The organism is Kitasatospora sp. NPDC057595 (genome assembly GCF_042800875.1).
Lineage (GTDB): Bacteria > Actinomycetota > Actinomycetes > Streptomycetales > Streptomycetaceae > Kitasatospora.
Genome location: NZ_JBHVGL010000014.1, coordinates 139,601 through 154,915, shown reverse-complemented (window position 1 = coordinate 154,915; position 15,315 = coordinate 139,601). Strand labels below are relative to the sequence as shown.

Below are 15,315 nucleotides of genomic sequence, written 5' to 3'. Positions count from 1 at the left end.
GGTGCCGGATGACAGGCTGCGCCCATGAGTTACGACCTTGCCGTGTGGGAGGGCGAGCGGCCCGCCGACGACGCCGCCGCGAGCCAGTGCTTCGACGACCTCTACGACCGCTACGTCGCCGCCGACGGCCCCGACATCCCCCCGACCGACCGCATCGCCGCCTACGTCGCCGCCCTCCTGCGACGGTGGCCCGACCTGACCGAGGACGAGCACGACACCTCGCCCTGGTCGACGGGCCCCCTGATCGGGGAGGCGAGCGGCCCGCTGATCTACTTCCCGATCCGCTGGAGCATGGCCGAGGAGGCCGCCGTGTACGCCTCGCAGCTGGCCGCCTCGATGGGCCTCAACTGCTTCGACCCGCAGTCCCAGTGCCTCCTCCCGGGGTGATCGCGAACGCTTCCGGATTCCCGCCCCCGGCGCACCCTCGGCCCGGTCCTCGGGCGGTCGGGAGTGGGAAGTCGCAGCGGCCGGCTCTCCACTCCCCTCGGGCGGGCGGCTACCCGGCCGGCGGGTACGGGTGGGGGTGGCCGAGGTGGGGGAAGACGGGGAGGAGGTCGGTGTGCGGGGGGATGTGGTCGCTGGTGATCTTGCCGCCGGAGATCATGGCGAGGCGGGCCGAGGTCACGTCGTCGGTGAGGGTGCGGCCGTTGGGGTAGGCGGCGGGGCGGGAGCGGTCGTAGCGCAGGACGTCGGGGAGGACGAGCTTCAGCGTCTCGGTGGCGGCGTCGGTGGTGTAGTCGCCGGTGTGCTGGAGGACGGCCGTCCACGGCCGGCGGTAGGTCTCCCAGTCGTCGGCCGGCTCCCCGGTGTTGTACACGTCCTTGACCTCCTCCGCGTTGAAGTACGCGGTGAGCGAGGGGTGGGCGCCGCGGTCGACGGAGACGAGCTGCCCGTCCTGGTGGAGGCTGACCCGCGCCCACACGCCGATCGTCGGCTCCGGGCCGAGGTCGGCGTCCGGCACTTCGAGGGCGATGCCGAAGACGTTGGCGTCCTTCATCGCGTCCTTGCCGGTCCAGCTGAAGTTGTTGACGATCCCTTCGAGGTCCGCGAAGAAGGGGTCGCTGCGCAGCCCGACCGAGAGCCGGTAGCCGCCGTAGGGCGAGGGGATGACGTGCGGCGCGTCGCCGAAGGACACCTGGGCGTCGGCGAACACGACGTCGCCCGAGTCCTCGTGCTTGCGCGCCGCCTCGCCGGTCGCGCGGCGCACGGTGACGCTCTGGGCGGCCCCGGCAGCCCCGGCGCCCCCGCCGTTCGGCGCCGAGAAGGTGAACGAGTACGCGACGTCGGCGCGGTTGTCCCCGTCGCTGTCGATGTTGATGCGGTAGACCGCGTCCGGGTGGAACTCCGTGCCGCCGGTGGGGGCGTAGGGGTTCACGTTCATGATGAGGACGGTGCGGCCCGGGGCGTCGGCGGCCGGGAAGGCGAACAGGTCGGTGAGGTCCAGCCGGGCATCGCCGCGCGGTGAGCGGAGGTTGGGTCCGCTGAGGTGGTGGGACATGGCCGTAGAGCTACCAGGGTGCCCCGCGCGGACCGGGGAGGACACCCGCGAACCCGGCTCCTGTCCGCCGATCGGCGGACAGGAGCACGGGACGGCCGGAAGCCGGATCGTCGGCCCACTGCCAACCCCCGTGTCGCGGCGGTTCGAAGCGCACCGACCGCGACCGTGACAGGGAGCCGGGGAAATCGATCGGTCCCGCGGCCGTACTGCGCTCCTGGGTGGAGTCCAGGATGTCTTCGTCGCGACCAACACTCCCCTGCCGGCAGCGCGGTGGCTACGCTTTTGCGCGAGGACGCAAAGGCTTCGAGCGTCGTCGAACGTATCGAGCGATCCACGACAGCACCGCCAGGGAGCGCGCCAGGGATGCCCCGTTGATACAGATCCGTCTGACGACCGACGACCTCGACCGGATGCGGGTCGCCGAAGCGCCCGACTTCGGTTACGAACTCGCGCTGAGCGGGCGGCACTTGGTGGTCAGGCCGCCCGGCCGCCACCTCTCGGCGTGGCGCCTGGACGTCGCCCGCGCCTGGAACCCGCGGCACAACCGGCTGTTCGACCTCTACACCGACCTCTACCTGCCGGCCTTCTTCGACGAGGCCGTGCAGCCCGCGCCGGCCCCGGTCGACCCCGCCTCCCCGCCCGCCGTCGCCCATCTGCGGGACCTGGCCCGGTCCTCCGCCCTGACGCCCTTCACCCGCGCACTCGCCGAGGGCGACCCCCGGGCGACCACCGCGCTGGACCGGATCCTCGCCGGCCTGCGGGCCACCGCGCTGGACCCCTACCGCCGGCGCATCTCCTCCCTCGTCGCCACCGCCTCCGCGACCACCCGGGCCCACGCCGCCGTCGGCGGCCCGGACAGCCTGCTGCGCTCGATCCACCCGTCCGTCGACTGGGACGGGCGCCACCTGCGCCTGAACACCCGGGTCGACTCCGTGGACTCCCTCGAAGGACGGCCCTTGGTCTTCCAGCCCTCCGCGCTCGCCACCGGCATCACCTTCAACCCGCTCGCCGACGCGGTGATCGTCAGCTACCCCACCGCCGCCACCCCCCTCACCCGGGACCCCGAACTCCACACGCCGTCCCGGGCCCTGCAGTCCCTGCTGGGCACGACCAGGGCGGCGGCCCTGGTCGCCGTGGCCCGGACCCCCGCCCTCACCACCGGCCGGCTCGCCGCCACCCTCGGGGTCTCCCCCGCCGCCGCCTCACGACACGCCTCCGTCCTGCGCGACGCCGGCCTCATCGCCACCATCCGCAACGGCCAGACCGTCCACCACCACCCCACCCGCCTCGGCCTCGAACTCGCCCACGGCACGGCCACCGATCAGAGTGCCCAGGACGCCGCCTCCCCGCCCGGCGCCGTGTAGCCGACCAGCTGCGGGCCACCGGGGGCGCAGGGGCATCGGCTCTCCGGTACAGGAAGGGGTGGAACTCGAACGCCCGCACCGGAAGTCGGGCGGGCCGACTTCCCGTGCGGGGCAGTGGTGCGCGGTCAGGCGGTGGGGGTAATGGCGAGGTCGGCGAGGAGGGCGCGGATGTGGGATTCGATGGCGTCGCGGATGGGGCGGACGGCGGGGACGCCGTGGCCGGCGGGGTCGGCGAGGGGCCAGTCCAGGTAGCGCTTGCCCGGGTAGTAGGGGCAGGCGTCGCCGCAGCCCATGGTGATCACGATGTCGGACGCCTCGACGGCCTCAACGGTGAGGACCTTCGGGATCTCGGCGGAGATGTCGATGCCGACCTCGGCCATCGCCTCGACCACGGCGGGGTTGACGGCGTCCGCCGGGGCGGAGCCGGCGGAGCGGACCTCGACGTGGCCGGCGGCGAGGTGGGTGAGGAAGGCGGCGGCCATCTGGGAGCGGCCGGCGTTGTGCACGCAGACGAACAGGACGGTGGGGATCGCGGGGGTGCTCACGGGCGGCGTCCTTCGGGCAGCGGGGTGGGAGGGGCGAACAGCAGGGCCACCAGGGCGAGTCCGGCGGCGAGGCCGAGGAGCTGGGCGGCGACGAAGGGCAGCACGGAGGCCGGGGCGATGCCGGCGAAGGTGTCGGTGAAGGCCCGGCCGACGGTCACCGCGGGGTTGGCGAAGGACGTGCTGGAGGTGAACCAGTACGCGGCGCCGATGTACGAGGCGACGGCGACCGGCGCGAGCCGCTCCCGGCCGACGCGGGCGAGGCCGAGGACCAGCAGGACGAGCCCGGCCGTGGCGACCACCTCGCCGAGCCACAGGTGCGGGGCCCAGCGGTCGTGGGTCGACCAGCGGACCGTCGGTTCGGCGAACATCGCGTTCGCCAGCACCGCACCGCCGATCGCCCCCGCGACCTGCGCCGGGACGTAAGCGGCGAGCTCGCGGCCGGTCGGGCCGTCGCCGCGCCCCGTCCACCAGGCGGCCAGGGTCACCACCGGGTTGAAGTGCGCCCCCGAGACCGGCCCGAGCAGGGTGATCAGCACGCCGAGGCCGAAGACGGTGGCCAGGGAGTTGGCCAGCAGTTGCACGCCGACGTCCGGGGAGAGCGTGGCGGCCTGGATGCCGGAGCCGACCACGATCGCGACCAGCGCACCGGTCCCGACGAATTCGGCCGCCGCGCGACGGCCGAGCGGTATCGAGGGCGCCGTCGCGGACGCGGTCGAGGACGCCGTCGAGGACGTCACGGGGTCTGGAGCAGGGAGGAGAGCGCGGCCAGGGCCGCGGGCAGCACCCAGTAGTAGACCCACGTCCCGCGTCGCTCGGAGTCGACCAGGCCGGCCTCGCGCAGCACCTTCAGGTGGTGCGAGATGGTCGGCTGGGACACGTCGAACGGCCCGGTCAGGTCGCAGACGCAGGCCTCGCCGCCCTCGTGCGAGGCGATCAGCGACAGCAGGCGCAGCCGCACCGGGTCGGCGAGCGCCTTGAACTTCCGCGCGAGGTCGACGGCCGCCTCCTCGCCGAGCGGCTCGCGGACCATCGGCGAGCAGCAGGCCGCGGCCTCGTCCTGCCCGATCAGTTGCAGTTCCGGATTCGACATATGTCTATGTTGACAGCTGTCTAAGCAGCGAGGCAAGCTCGCTGTATCGACATTCATCGATGCAGAGGAGACCGTCATGTCCCGTGTCCAGCTCGCCCTGCGGGTCGCCGACCTCGAAGGCTCCGTCGCCTTCTACTCCCGGCTCTTCGGCACCGAGCCCGCCAAGCGCCGCCCCGGCTACGCGAACTTCGCCATCGCCGAGCCCCCGCTCAAGCTCGTCCTCATCGAGGGCGAGGCCGGCGAGGACACCCGGCTGGACCACCTCGGCGTCGAGGTCGGGAGCACCGAGCAGGTCACCGCCGCGACCACCCGCCTCCGGGAGGCCGGGCTGGCGACCTCCGAGGAGAGCAACACCTCCTGCTGCTACGCCGTCCAGGACAAGGTCTGGGTGCACGGCCCCGGCAAGGAGCCCTGGGAGGTCTACGTCGTCAAGGCCGACGCCGACACCCTCGCCAAGGCCACCGACGGCGCCTCCGGCACCTGCTGCACCGGCGACGCCGAGGCGGCGGCGACGGCCCACGGCTGACGAACGCCCCGGGTGTCACTGGGGCGGGCAGAGTGGCGGGCATGGTGGATGGACTCGGCCCAGGCCACCCTGGGCCGGGCCGTCACCGCGCCGTGCGTTCCTCCTTCGCCTCCGCCACCGCCTCCCGGACGCCCGGGTCCGGGTCGTCGGCGAGCCGGTCCAGCAGCTCGCCGACCCCGGGGGTGGACCAGGCGGCGACCGCCCGCACCAGGACCTCCCGCACGCCGGGGTCGGGGTGCGCGGCGAGGCGGGCGAGTTCGTCGACCGGGCCCCGCGTGCGCCCGGGCATCCAGAACCATTTGAGGGCCTCGCGCAGTTGGGCCGGGTCGCCCGGCTCGCCCGCCGCCACGATCCTGGCGAGCAGCACCCGGGTCGGCGGCGGCGGACCGTCCAGCGGGTGCGGCAGCCGCTCGCGCAGCCGCCGCGCCCCGTAGCCGCCGCGCCCCTGGCACCCGTTGCAGGTGCAGGGGCGGGTGCCGTGGGCGTCCGGCTGGTACCGCCAGCCGACCACCTGCGGCGCGGAGCGGATCCGGTGCACCTCCCCCGCCCTGATCGCCCGGGGCACGAACACCTCCCACCCACGCGGGTCGTCCAGCGCCGCGATCCGCCGCACCGCCTCCGCCGCCGGGACGGTCCGCTGACGCTGCAGCCACCGGTCCCCGTAGGAACCGACCTCCACCGGCTGGGCGTCGTCCAGCCGGACGTGCACGGCCACCCGCCCGCCCCTGCTGTCGAACCGTCCCAGCTCGCGCATCCACTGGTGGGTGAGGGTGTACGACGGCAGCACCGGGAAGCAGTACACGCCGCGCGTGCCGTCCTGGCCGTGGCTCACCGCCCGGATCCCGGACCGCCGGATGCGCGGCGCATTCGCCGTCGCCGTCAAATGCACAAACATCGCCATGAGTTGGCATGTTATGCGCCCGCTGCGACAACGGCGGCCATCGCGGCCGGGCGAATGATCTGAGCATTGCGGCCGAACAGGGGTGGTCGGCCCGCGTCTCCCGGAGGGACGCGCCATCGGCATGGATGATCTCGGCCCAAGTCCGTTCCGCCCGGGGCCGCTTTCCGCCCGGCCGGCTTCCCAGCTCACGGAGGATCCATGCGACACCCCGACCCCCGCCCGCGAGCACGCGTCCTGGCCGTCGGGCTGGGGCTGACGGCCGCCGCGATCCTGCCCTCGGGCCTCGCCGGCGCGTCCGACAAGTACCAGTGGGCCGCGTTGGGCGATTCGTTCACCACCGGTGTGTTCGTCGGGGAGCCGCGGCCCGCGCTGGGCGACGCGTCACGGGACGGCTGCGACCGCACCGCCAACGCCTACCCGGACCTGGTCGACCGGGCGCTCGCCGCGTCCCCGCCGGGCAAGCCCGTCCGGCTGACCGACGTCAGCTGCAGCGGCGCCACCGTCGCCGACATCGCCACCACCCGACAGACGCCGATCAGCCCGGTCCAGCCCCCGGCCGGCGGCTGGAGCGCGCTGGACCAGCAGACCACGCGGGCCGAGCTGGGCGACGGCACCGACGTCGTCACCATCGGCATCGGCGCCAACGACCTGCCCTTCGGCGTCATGCTCCTCAAGTGCCTCGAACTGGGCCACGCCGGCCGGGCCGGCCGCTCCTGCCGCGACTACTACACCGATCCGCCCGAGGGCGAGGCGAGCATCCGGGACAGGCTCGACCGGCTCCAGGACGAGTTCATCGGCATGCTGGCCAAGGTGCACCGGGCCGCGCCCAACGCCAAGGTGATCACGGTCGGCTACCCGGCCGTCCTGCCGGAGAAGGGCAGTGCCTGCACCGGCGGCGACCCCACCCAGCTCGGCTCGATCACCGCCGACGACATCAACTGGCTCCGCGACGAGGTGCTCGCACCGCTGAACCGCACAATCCAGCGGGTCTCGAAGGCCTTCGGCGACCGCTACGTCGACGTCCACGCCTCCAGCGTGGGCCACGACGCCTGCCGGCCGGAGGAGACCAGGTGGGTCGAAGGGCTCTGCGGCAACGCCGAGGACCACTGGCCGGGCTCGTTCCTGAACTGCGCGGCGATCGACAAGCGCACCACCCTGGCCCACCCCAACGCGGCGGGATACGCCGACACCGCCGCCCACGTCGAACGCGCCATCCGCGATGCCCTCCTCGAACACTGACCGCCCGACGCCTCCGATCTGCCGCACGCGGGCGCCCCGGGGCCGCGATCCCCACAGTTCGCTACCCTGTGGAGTCACAAGATGACACCAGGTAGTCGCATGGCATATGAACCGACCTTCGGAAGGACACCTCCATGACTCGTTTCGCTCGGCTGTCCGCCCTCCTGGCCTCCGCGATCACCAGCACCGCGCTTCCGCTCGTGGCCGCCGCGCCCGCCCATGCGGCCGCCACCAGCTCCTGCGCGGCGGATGCCAAGTGGAGCTACGTCTGGGGCGAGCGGTTCCAGCAGGAGGTGGAGTCCAAGCTGTGCCTGGAGACGGAGTTCGGCCAGATCACGGCCACCGTCTTCTCGCACTGCAAGGTCGACGGCAACTTCGGCTGGGCCGAGGACTGGTGTGACGTCAACAAGTCCAAGTACCGCCTGACCTCACCGGACGGCACCGTCTACAACGGTGCGATTCCCACCGGACAGGGCAAGGGGGCGTGGACGCTGCGCTCCGAGACCGACCACCCCTGCTCCACCGGGACTTGGAAGTACGAGATCAGCTCGTCGACCACCTTCTACTACAACGGCAAGCCGACGGTCGACACGTCCCAGAGCAAGGAGATCAACGTGTCCGAGTGCGGCTAGGAAGCACCCTGGCGGCGAGCGACACCGTGGGGGGCGGCGACCGGTTCCACCCCACACGTCGTCAGCCGTCCCGCTCCGCGACGACGACGCGTCCGTCACCCAGCTTCGCCCGGCCGTTCGGGCGCTTGCTAAGGCGTGTCTGACAAATGATCATCTGGTCGGTTCGCGGAGCCAGAGGATCAGGGAGGCCAGGACGACTCCGGCGCGGTAGCGGTCGGCGAGCTTGTCGAACCTGGTGGCGATCGCGCGGAACTGCTTGAGGCGGGCGAAGCATCGTTCGACCACGTTCCGCTTGCGGTAGATCTCCTCGTCGAAGGCGGGCGGCCGGCCGCCGAGGCGCCCGCGGCGTCGGCGGTTGGCCACCTGGTCGCGGCGTTCGGGGATTGTGGCAGCGATGCCCCGACGCCGCAGCAGATGCCGGATCGCCCTGCTGGAGTAGGCCTTGTCGCCCAGCACCCGCAACGGTGTTGTGCGCGGGCGACCTGTTGTGGCTCGTGGGACGCGGATCCCGTCCAGGACCTCGGCGAACGCGGTGGCGTCGTTGACGTTGCCCGGGGTGAGCACGATCGACAGCGGCAGGCCCCGGCCGTCGACGGCGAGGTGGACCTTGGTGGTCAGCCCGCCTCGGGAGCGGCCGAGGGCCTGGCGCGTCTGCGAGCGGCCCGGATCTTCCAGTTCGTCCCCGTCTGCGTCCCCTTTTTGCGGGCGCCGGCGGCGTGCTGGTGGGCCCGGTTGACCGTGGAGTCGACGGCGACGGTCCACTCCACCCGGCCCACGGCGTCGTCGCGGACCTGGACCTGTTCCAGCAGCTTCGCCCAGGTGCCGTCCGCTTCCCAGCGGGCGAACCGCTCGTAGACGGTCTGCCACGGTCCGTACCGCTCGGGCAGGTCGCGCCACGGGGCCCCGGTCCGAAGCCGCCACAGCACGCCGTTGACCACCTGCCGGTGATCACGCCACGGGCGGCCACGCCCATCCACCTGCGGCAACAGGGGCTCTATCCGCTCCCACGCCGCGTCCGTCAACTCACCTCGACCTGCCACAAGATCAATTATCAGACAGGCCTTAGCGTGTGCGAATGGATGATCTCGGAGCGACAGCCTGGCCGCCCGCACCGATCAGGACCGAGAGGCTCGTCCTCCGCGAGCCCGAGGCCCGGGACCGGGCGGCGTTCGTCGAGCTGCTCGCCTCGCCGGAGGTGAACGCCTACCTCGGCGGGCCGCGGCAGCGCGAGGAGCTCGAACGCGAGCTGCCGGAGGTGCCCGAGCGCTGGCCCGGGAGCTTCGTCGTCGAACTCGACGGAGCGATGATCGGCCACGTCCTGCTCCGCAGGGCGACCGGCCACCGCCGCCCGGCCGCCACGGGCAAGCTCGACCTCGGCTACCTCTTCCTCCCGCGGGCCTGGGGCTCCGGCTACGCCGCCGAGGCGTGCGCGGCGGCCCTCGACTGGCTCGCCGGCGTGCTGCCCGGCGAGCCGGTGGTCCTCACCACCCAGAGCGCCAACGCCGCCTCGATGCGACTGGCGGAGAAGCTGGGGTTCACCGAGGTGGAACGCTTCGAGGCCTGGGACGCCGAGCAGTGGCTCGGCATGCGGCCCTGAGGAGTCCGGACTGAGCCCGAGGGATCCGGACGGAGCCGAGCGCGTACGCACCGCGCCGACCGGGCGACGGCCGAACCGGCGGCCGTCGCTCCACCCGCACCCGCCCCGACCAGGTGATCAGCACCTCCCGCACGACGGAGGACGCCAGGGTCCTCATGCCCCTGACCGTTCGTCCGCAACTGTCCGGGTGCCGAAGTGGGCCGCTTCGATGTGCTCGATGTTGATGCGGGCGTGCAGGCGCCCGATCTCGTGGGCCTCGGCGACATCCCGCGCGAGAATCGCTCCGACGAGGCGTTCGTGGTCGCGGAGGGCGCGACGCTCCATGTCCTGCCAGGTCGGCTCCGTGCCCCAGGGGTGCAGCGGAGCACGGATGTGGATGCGACGTTCCAGGGTCAGCAGGGAGTCGTGCAGCGCCGGGCTCTGAGCCGCGTTCGCGATCGCCTCGTGCAGCAGCTCGTCCGCGGCCTGGGCCTCGGGCCCCGAGCCCGCCGCCCGGAACTCGTCGAGGCGGATCAGCAGCATCTCCCGGTCGGATCCGGTGTGGCGTTGTGCCGCCGCCGCCGCGACGGCTCCGTGCATCCAGCTCTCCGCCTCGTACTGGTCGAGGAGTTGTGCGCGCGCGGCCTCCAGGACCCGGCCGATCTCGGGCTCCGCGCGCACGGCGTCCGCGCCGATGACGAAGGTGCCGCCGCTGCGTCCGCGCCGCTTCTGCAGGAGCCCGAGGTCCACGAGCCGGGCGATCGCGGCGCGCACTGTCACCCGCCCCACCCCCAGGGATTCGGCGAGCTCCCGCTCCGGCGGGAGCTGCACCCCGGGCAGGTACTCACCGATCGCGATCGCGACGATCAGGCGGTCCCCGATCTGTTCCCCCAGCGTCCGCGACCGGGTACCCCGTGGGAACGGCTCAACGTGGATCTCTTCAGGCTCCGGCACCCCTCCATCATCCGCCAAGGCCCGCTCGATAAAAGGTTCCTCCGTAGAACCTTTTATGAGAAGGTGGGCCACCAGCCAAAGGAGTCGAGGTGCTGACATCTCCACATATGCGACGTGAGGTCGACGTTCGGACGGGTTTCGTCCCGACCCCGCAAGGGCGCCTGGCCTACCGCGCACACGTCCCGGACCGCACGGACCGCATCGCCGGGCTTCCGTTGCTCGTGCTGCACGGAGGGCCGGGGATGCCCGCCGCGTACCTGTCCCCGCTGTTCGAGCTCGCGGACGAACGCCCCGTGATCCTCTTCGATCAGCTCGGCTGCGGACGGTCCGACAGGGCGGCCGATCCGGCCGCTCTCACCCTGGAGGTCTTCACCGAGCACGTGGACCTCGTGCGCGAGCACCTCGGCCACGACAGGGTCCACCTCTTCGGACACTCCTGGGGCGGGCTCCTCGCGCTCTCCTGCTACTCCGCCCACCCCGGACGGGTCGCGTCATTGGTTCTCGCGAGCCCCCTGGTCAGCGTCGACCGGTGGTGCGAGGACGCCCGGCGGCTGACCGAGGAACTGCCGGCGCCGCTGCGGCAGGCGATTGACGCCGGGCCGGGCGAGCCGGGCTACGCGGACGCGGAGAAGGAGTTCTACCGCAGGCACTTCTGCGCCCTGGACCCATGGCCGGGTCCACTGCGGGACTCGATGAGCCGACTGGCAACCGACGTGTACGAGAGCATGTGGGGGCCGAACGAGTTCAGCCAGACCGGAACCCTCCGCGGGACCGATCTTTCCGGGATCGCCGCCACCGTGGACATCCCCACGCTCTGGATCGCCGGCTCCGACGACGAAGCACGTCCCGGCACGCTCCGCGAACTCGCCGGAGCCAATCCGCGAAGCGAGTTCGCCGTCCTGCCGGGCACCCACAACGTTCACCTCGAACAGCCCGAGACCTATCTCGCCGCGGTCCGCCGCTTCCTCGACACCCACTAGTTCCGAAAGGAAAGCCCCGTGGCCGGTCCGCAGCACCATGAACTCCCAAGGCACGACGCCACTCTCGAAGAACTCGGGTACGCGCAAGAACTCAAGCGCACGATGTCGCTCGGCGATGTCGTCATATTCGGGCTCATCTACATGGTTCCGATGGCACCGCTCGCGGTCTTCGGCATCATCTACAACTTCTCCCACGGCATGCCCGCCCTCGTCTACGTCGTCGCCGGCATCGCCATGGTGTTCAGCGCGATGAGCTACAAGGAGATGGCGAAGCGCTTCCCCGTCGCGGGTTCCGTCTACTCCTACGTCCGCCTCGGCATCAACCGGTTCTTCGGATTCGTCTCGGGGTGGGCGATCCTGCTGGACTACCTCCTGCTCCCGGCCCTGCTCTCGGTGTTCGCCGCAGCCGCGATGACGAGTGTCCTTCCGGGCGTGCCGGGGTTCGTGTGGGTGATCCTCTTCGTGGTCCTCGCGGCTGCGATCAACCTGCGCGGCATCACGCTCACCGCCGGCATGAACCTGGTGTTCCTGGTCCTCCAATGCCTCGTGCTCGCCGTCTTCGTGGTCGGCGCCGCAGTCGCCGTCGCCCAGGGGCGCGGCGCCTTCTCCCTCGGTCCGATCTTCCGGGCCGACGAGTTCTCCTGGGAGATCGTCTTCGGCGCGATCCCGATCGCCGCCCTCAGCTACATCGGCTTCGACGCGATCTCCACCCTGAACGAAGAAGCCAAGGGGGGTGGAAGGACCGTGTCGAAGGCGACCATGATCGTCCTCGTCGTCGTCACCCTGCTGTTCGTCGCCCAGGTGTACCTGGCCGCGATCTTCGTGCCCGCCGGCACCGTCTTCGAGGACGGCGATCCCGTCAACAACGCGTTCTACGACATCGCCGGCCAGGTCGTCGGGCCGTGGTTCAAGGTGGTCATCACCTTGACGTCCGCCCTCGTCGCGATCTTCGCGAACTCGATCGCCTCCCAGGCCACCTCCAGCCGCCTGGTCTTCAGCATGGCCCGCGACCGTCAACTGCCGGCCGTCTTCGCCAAGGTCGGCAAGCACCAGGTTCCACGGAACGCCATGTTCCTGGTCGCCGGGCTGTCCCTCGTCGTCGGCATCGTCGGCACCACCCAACAGGAACTGCTGACGACGCTCGTCACCTTCGGCGCGCTGACCGCCTACATCCTGCTCAACGTCGCCGTCGTCGTCCATTTCGGGATCCGGGGGCGCAGCCGGCACTGGTTCCTGCACTGGACCTCGCCCCTGCTCGGCACCCTGGTGCTCGGTTACGCCCTGTGGAACGCCAATCCGCACGCCCAGCTCCTCGGCCTCGGATGGCTCCTCATCGGCATCGGCATCGCGGGCTACTGGGCATTCCGCGAACGCGACGCGAACGCCGACGCGGCGGCCTCGGCAGGTCGCTGAGGGCTGTCCCGTGGCGGCGGCAGACGTCGGGGCAGCCGCACCGCGGACCCGGTCACCGCCGCCACCAACGGCAGCTCCGGCGGCCCCTTTCCCGTACCCGGTGAGCCCCCCACGCGTCAGAGGGCGCAGGACGTCGTCTCGCCGTCCGGGGTGGTGTAGGTGACCAGTTGGGGGCCGCCCGGGGCGGCGCTGAGGGTGAACCACTCGCGGCGGGGTCGGTGGTGGTGGCGCCAGGTGGTGTAGGCGGATTCGACGAGCTGCCAGAGGTCCCGCGGCCCGCCGGTGACCACGGTGGACGGGCGGCCGGGGTGGTCCGGGTGGTCCTGGACGTGGACGGTCGAGCCGTCGTTCGGGTCGTGGAGCGTGCCACCGGAGCGCACGACGGCCGGGGGCAGGCGCAGGCCCGCCCAGAAGGAGAAGCCCTGATCGTCCAGCACGCGGGCACCGACGACGCTCGTCCGTTGCCGGCCCGCGACGGGGACGTCGTGGGCCGGCTCCGGGCTCCCGTCCGCCCGCAGGGGCATGAACGCGGCGGGCCGGTGCAGGAACCGGCCCGCCGCGCCGCCGTCGGGCAGCTTGGTGAGGCAGGCGACCGCGCCGCCGCCGAGCGCGTTGCCGATCGGCGCGACGATCAGCCCGCCGGTCACGCACTGGTCCAGCCAGGCCGGTGGGATGCGGCGGACGGAACAGGTCGCGATGATCCGGTCGTACGGCGCTCCGCCCGGGCAGCCGACCGCGCCGTCCCCCGCCCGCACGACGGCCGCCGCGAAGCCCGCCCCGGCCAGTCGCTCCCGCGCCGCGTCCACCAGGCGCCCGGTGCGGTCGACGGTGGTGACGTTCCCGGCGCCCGCGAGGTGGCAGAGCAGCGCGGCGTTGTACCCGGTCCCCGTGCCGATCTCCAGCACCCGGTCCCCAGGCCGGACATCGAGCGCGTCCAGCATCTCCGCCATCAGCCCCGGCGCCGTCGACGACGACGTCGCCGCCCCGCCCACCCCGCCGGCCGGCGCGTCCTCGGCGTGCACCCCGTCCACCTCGGTGACCAGCGCCTCGTCCGCGTACACGGCCCGCAGCCAGCCCTCGTCGCCGCTCCGCCAGGGCCGGTGGACCGCGCCCTCGGACCGGTAGAACGCCGGCACGAACGGATGCCTCGGCACGTTCAGGAACGCCTCGACCACGCGCGAGGACAGCACGGAGGCTCCCCGCTCGATGTCCCGTGCCATCCGGATCCTCGCGTCGAGATCCGTCGTCATCCCTCAATCCCTTCCAGGTAGTCACAGATGGCGGCGGTGATGGGCAGCCCCGTCGCCTGTTCGACGAACCCGTACTGCCCGTTGGGGTTGACCTCCAGGAACACCCACTTCCCGGACGGCGTCACGACGAAGTCGAACGCCCCGTAGGGCAGCCCGAGTCGCGCGAGCACGCGGTGCACGCCGGCGGCCACCTCGGCCGGGGGCTCGCACGCGCGGTAGCGGAGGCTGTCGTAGTCGCTGCGCCAGTCCGTCCTGGCGGCGTCCGACTCCGCGTGGATCTCGGCGGCGAACAGCCGTCCGCCCACTGCCGTGAGCCGGACCTCGTGCGCCTTGGGTACCCACTCCTGGAACAGGTGCGCCGTGGCGGCGATGGACGGGTGCCCGACGTCCTCCGGCCGGAGCACGCTCGCGTAGACCGCGACCGACTCGCCGCCGACCGTCCCCCGGATCGGCGTGAACGGCTTGTAGACGACGGGCCCGCCGATCCGGTTGGCGAACTCCCGCGCGGCCTCGGGCCGGTTGGTGATCAGCGTCCGCGGGACGCGCAGCCCGCACTCGGCCGCCACCCGGAGCTGGAGCGGCTTGGACTCGGCTTCCTCGGCCCGGCCCGGCGGCGGCAGCCACCGGGCCGGGAGCGCCGACAGCAGGCCGCCGAAGCCCCGTCGGGCTTCGGCGGACGCCACCGCCCTTACCTCCGGGGCGAGTCCGGGCGGGAACTCACTCGGTGTGGGGCGGCGGTAGTAGACCGAGCGGACAGCGGCCAGGTCGAGCGAGCGACGCTCGGTGGCGAGCGCCCCGCCCCACCCGGACGGCGACCCGTCGAGGCCCGCCGCCAGGGCGAGCCTCGACGGGAACCACGCCGTGTCCGCCCGGAAGACCGGCACCGCACGCCGGTTGAGTTCCTCGATCACCAGATCGGCGGTCGGATCGAACGTCCCCGTGATCACGAGAACGGTGCCGGATTCGGGCATCTCAGTCGTTGCTGCTTCCGGGGTCGTCCGGCGCGTCCAGCTGCCCGGACGGCTGCGTCGGCCCGTACGTCTTGGGCGGGTTGCTGGTCATGTAGACGCCGGGCGGCATGCTCGCGTAGCTGCACGTCTGCGATTCCTCGTCGTACACGACCTCGGAGGCCAGGACGCCCCCGCTCCCCCTGACCGCGTTCAGGAACCGGAACGCGAACGGCCCCGCCGCCCCACCCAGTTCGTCCAACACCGGCAATGTCGCGGTGGACATGGTTCTCCCTCACCTTCTGCTCACCGCAGGGGGTGAGCGGGATTCAAGGTAGAGCCAGATCCGATGGGGAGTCAGGATGTTTCTCGTTACCGCAAGAACTCGTCCCTGATAGCG

18 protein-coding genes are annotated in these 15,315 nt (G+C 72.1%); 8 read left to right on the top strand and 10 right to left on the bottom strand.

The features are described 5' to 3' along the window. Positions 1–24 precede the first annotated feature (24 nt). The gene (locus tag ACFU9E_RS21940; protein ID WP_380680348.1) at positions 25–387 is read left to right on the top strand and encodes a hypothetical protein; all 363 of its coding nucleotides are present in this window, start codon (positions 25–27) and stop codon (positions 385–387) included. A gap of 109 nt (positions 388–496) precedes the next feature. On the opposite strand, the gene ACFU9E_RS21935 is transcribed toward ACFU9E_RS21940, so the two are convergent. Beyond that, a complete protein-coding gene (locus tag ACFU9E_RS21935) occupies positions 497–1,498 on the bottom strand; it encodes a DUF4331 family protein (RefSeq protein WP_380680345.1) in 1,002 nt (333 codons plus the stop codon). Between the two features lie 371 nt (positions 1,499–1,869). On the opposite strand from ACFU9E_RS21935, the gene ACFU9E_RS21930 reads away from it, so the two are divergent. Further along, positions 1,870–2,862, top strand: coding sequence for a winged helix-turn-helix domain-containing protein (locus ACFU9E_RS21930; protein ID WP_380680342.1), 993 nt, complete (start codon positions 1,870–1,872; stop codon positions 2,860–2,862). A 125-nt stretch (positions 2,863–2,987) separates the two neighbouring features. Here ACFU9E_RS21930 and ACFU9E_RS21925 read toward each other — a convergent pair whose 3' ends face one another. Genes ACFU9E_RS21925 through ACFU9E_RS21915 form a run of 3 tightly spaced genes read right to left on the bottom strand, consistent with a single transcriptional unit; the run spans position 2,988 to position 4,497 of the window. Next, the gene (locus tag ACFU9E_RS21925) at positions 2,988–3,407 is read right to left on the bottom strand and encodes an arsenate reductase ArsC (protein WP_380680339.1); all 420 of its coding nucleotides are present in this window, start codon (positions 3,405–3,407) and stop codon (positions 2,988–2,990) included. Continuing rightward, entirely contained in the window at positions 3,404–4,144 is a 741-nt protein-coding gene (locus ACFU9E_RS21920; protein ID WP_380680336.1) for an aquaporin, read from the bottom strand. The genes ACFU9E_RS21925 and ACFU9E_RS21920 overlap by 4 nt, the downstream gene beginning before the upstream one ends. Beyond that, positions 4,141–4,497, bottom strand: coding sequence for a metalloregulator ArsR/SmtB family transcription factor (locus ACFU9E_RS21915; RefSeq protein ID WP_380680333.1), 357 nt, complete (start codon positions 4,495–4,497; stop codon positions 4,141–4,143). Before ACFU9E_RS21915 ends, ACFU9E_RS21920 begins: the two co-directional genes overlap by 4 nt. A gap of 76 nt (positions 4,498–4,573) precedes the next feature. On the opposite strand from ACFU9E_RS21915, the gene ACFU9E_RS21910 reads away from it, so the two are divergent. Beyond that, a complete protein-coding gene (locus tag ACFU9E_RS21910) occupies positions 4,574–5,023 on the top strand; it encodes an ArsI/CadI family heavy metal resistance metalloenzyme (protein WP_380680330.1) in 450 nt (149 codons plus the stop codon). An 82-nt stretch (positions 5,024–5,105) separates the two neighbouring features. On the opposite strand, the gene ACFU9E_RS21905 is transcribed toward ACFU9E_RS21910, so the two are convergent. Continuing rightward, positions 5,106–5,924 (bottom strand): HEAT repeat domain-containing protein, encoded by an 819-nt coding sequence (locus tag ACFU9E_RS21905; protein ID WP_380680327.1) that lies wholly within the window; start codon positions 5,922–5,924, stop codon positions 5,106–5,108. 198 nt (positions 5,925–6,122) lie between these two features. Here ACFU9E_RS21905 and ACFU9E_RS21900 point away from each other — a divergent pair, with 198 nt between their 5' ends. Together ACFU9E_RS21900 and ACFU9E_RS21895 are read left to right on the top strand one after the other, a co-directional pair. After that, positions 6,123–7,163, top strand: coding sequence for an SGNH/GDSL hydrolase family protein (locus tag ACFU9E_RS21900; RefSeq protein WP_380680324.1), 1,041 nt, complete (start codon positions 6,123–6,125; stop codon positions 7,161–7,163). 134 nt (positions 7,164–7,297) lie between these two features. Further along, positions 7,298–7,795 (top strand): hypothetical protein, encoded by a 498-nt coding sequence (locus ACFU9E_RS21895; protein ID WP_380680321.1) that lies wholly within the window; start codon positions 7,298–7,300, stop codon positions 7,793–7,795. Between the two features lie 150 nt (positions 7,796–7,945). Here ACFU9E_RS21895 and ACFU9E_RS21890 read toward each other — a convergent pair. After that, positions 7,946–8,835, bottom strand: a protein-coding gene (locus tag ACFU9E_RS21890; RefSeq protein ID WP_380715262.1) for an IS5 family transposase whose coding sequence is annotated in 2 segments (ribosomal slippage) — positions 7,946–8,481 and positions 8,481–8,835 — 891 coding nt in all. Because the reading frame shifts where the segments join, the coding sequence is not laid out codon by codon here. A 35-nt stretch (positions 8,836–8,870) separates the two neighbouring features. Here ACFU9E_RS21890 and ACFU9E_RS21885 point away from each other — a divergent pair. Next, positions 8,871–9,392 (top strand): GNAT family N-acetyltransferase, encoded by a 522-nt coding sequence (locus ACFU9E_RS21885; RefSeq protein ID WP_380688894.1) that lies wholly within the window; start codon positions 8,871–8,873, stop codon positions 9,390–9,392. Positions 9,393–9,545: 153 nt separating this feature from the next. On the opposite strand, the gene ACFU9E_RS21880 is transcribed toward ACFU9E_RS21885, so the two are convergent. Next, positions 9,546–10,325, bottom strand: coding sequence for a FadR/GntR family transcriptional regulator (locus ACFU9E_RS21880; protein WP_380688896.1), 780 nt, complete (start codon positions 10,323–10,325; stop codon positions 9,546–9,548). Between the two features lie 107 nt (positions 10,326–10,432). On the opposite strand from ACFU9E_RS21880, the gene ACFU9E_RS21875 reads away from it, so the two are divergent. Together ACFU9E_RS21875 and ACFU9E_RS21870 are read left to right on the top strand one after the other, a co-directional pair. Then, the gene (locus ACFU9E_RS21875) at positions 10,433–11,305 is read left to right on the top strand and encodes a proline iminopeptidase-family hydrolase (protein WP_380688900.1); all 873 of its coding nucleotides are present in this window, start codon (positions 10,433–10,435) and stop codon (positions 11,303–11,305) included. A gap of 18 nt (positions 11,306–11,323) precedes the next feature. Continuing rightward, complete coding sequence (locus ACFU9E_RS21870; protein ID WP_380688898.1) at positions 11,324–12,718, top strand: APC family permease; 1,395 nt, start codon at positions 11,324–11,326, stop codon at positions 12,716–12,718. Between the two features lie 116 nt (positions 12,719–12,834). On the opposite strand, the gene ACFU9E_RS21865 is transcribed toward ACFU9E_RS21870, so the two are convergent. From ACFU9E_RS21865 to ACFU9E_RS21855, 3 genes are read right to left on the bottom strand one after another with little or no spacing between them, the layout of a single operon-like run. Continuing rightward, entirely contained in the window at positions 12,835–13,968 is a 1,134-nt protein-coding gene (locus ACFU9E_RS21865) for a methyltransferase domain-containing protein (protein ID WP_380715260.1), read from the bottom strand. Beyond that, the gene (gene tgmB / locus ACFU9E_RS21860) at positions 13,965–14,939 is read right to left on the bottom strand and encodes an ATP-grasp ribosomal peptide maturase (protein WP_380715258.1); all 975 of its coding nucleotides are present in this window, start codon (positions 14,937–14,939) and stop codon (positions 13,965–13,967) included. The genes ACFU9E_RS21865 and tgmB overlap by 4 nt, the downstream gene beginning before the upstream one ends. A 1-nt stretch (position 14,940) precedes the next feature. Beyond that, the gene (locus ACFU9E_RS21855; protein ID WP_380685496.1) at positions 14,941–15,201 is read right to left on the bottom strand and encodes a hypothetical protein; all 261 of its coding nucleotides are present in this window, start codon (positions 15,199–15,201) and stop codon (positions 14,941–14,943) included. Between the last annotated feature and the right edge of the window lie 114 nt (positions 15,202–15,315).

Excerpts from the sequence above, each read along its gene's own strand:
- ACFU9E_RS21875 (WP_380688900.1), top strand. The coding sequence starts at position 10,433 with ATGCGACGTGAGGTCGACGTTCGGACGGGTTTCGTCCCGACCCCGCAA.
- ACFU9E_RS21855 (WP_380685496.1), bottom strand. The coding sequence starts at position 15,201 with ATGTCCACCGCGACATTGCCGGTGTTGGACGAACTGGGTGGGGCGGCG.
- tgmB (WP_380715258.1), bottom strand. The coding sequence starts at position 14,939 with ATGCCCGAATCCGGCACCGTTCTCGTGATCACGGGGACGTTCGATCCG.
- ACFU9E_RS21935 (WP_380680345.1), bottom strand. The coding sequence starts at position 1,498 with ATGTCCCACCACCTCAGCGGACCCAACCTCCGCTCACCGCGCGGCGAT.
- ACFU9E_RS21910 (WP_380680330.1), top strand. The coding sequence starts at position 4,574 with ATGTCCCGTGTCCAGCTCGCCCTGCGGGTCGCCGACCTCGAAGGCTCC.
- ACFU9E_RS21900 (WP_380680324.1), top strand. The coding sequence starts at position 6,123 with ATGCGACACCCCGACCCCCGCCCGCGAGCACGCGTCCTGGCCGTCGGG.
- ACFU9E_RS21885 (WP_380688894.1), top strand. The coding sequence starts at position 8,871 with ATGGATGATCTCGGAGCGACAGCCTGGCCGCCCGCACCGATCAGGACC.
- ACFU9E_RS21895 (WP_380680321.1), top strand. The coding sequence starts at position 7,298 with ATGACTCGTTTCGCTCGGCTGTCCGCCCTCCTGGCCTCCGCGATCACC.
- ACFU9E_RS21865 (WP_380715260.1), bottom strand. The coding sequence starts at position 13,968 with ATGACGACGGATCTCGACGCGAGGATCCGGATGGCACGGGACATCGAG.
- ACFU9E_RS21915 (WP_380680333.1), bottom strand. The coding sequence starts at position 4,497 with ATGTCGAATCCGGAACTGCAACTGATCGGGCAGGACGAGGCCGCGGCC.
- ACFU9E_RS21940 (WP_380680348.1), top strand. The coding sequence starts at position 25 with ATGAGTTACGACCTTGCCGTGTGGGAGGGCGAGCGGCCCGCCGACGAC.
- ACFU9E_RS21905 (WP_380680327.1), bottom strand. The coding sequence starts at position 5,924 with ATGGCGATGTTTGTGCATTTGACGGCGACGGCGAATGCGCCGCGCATC.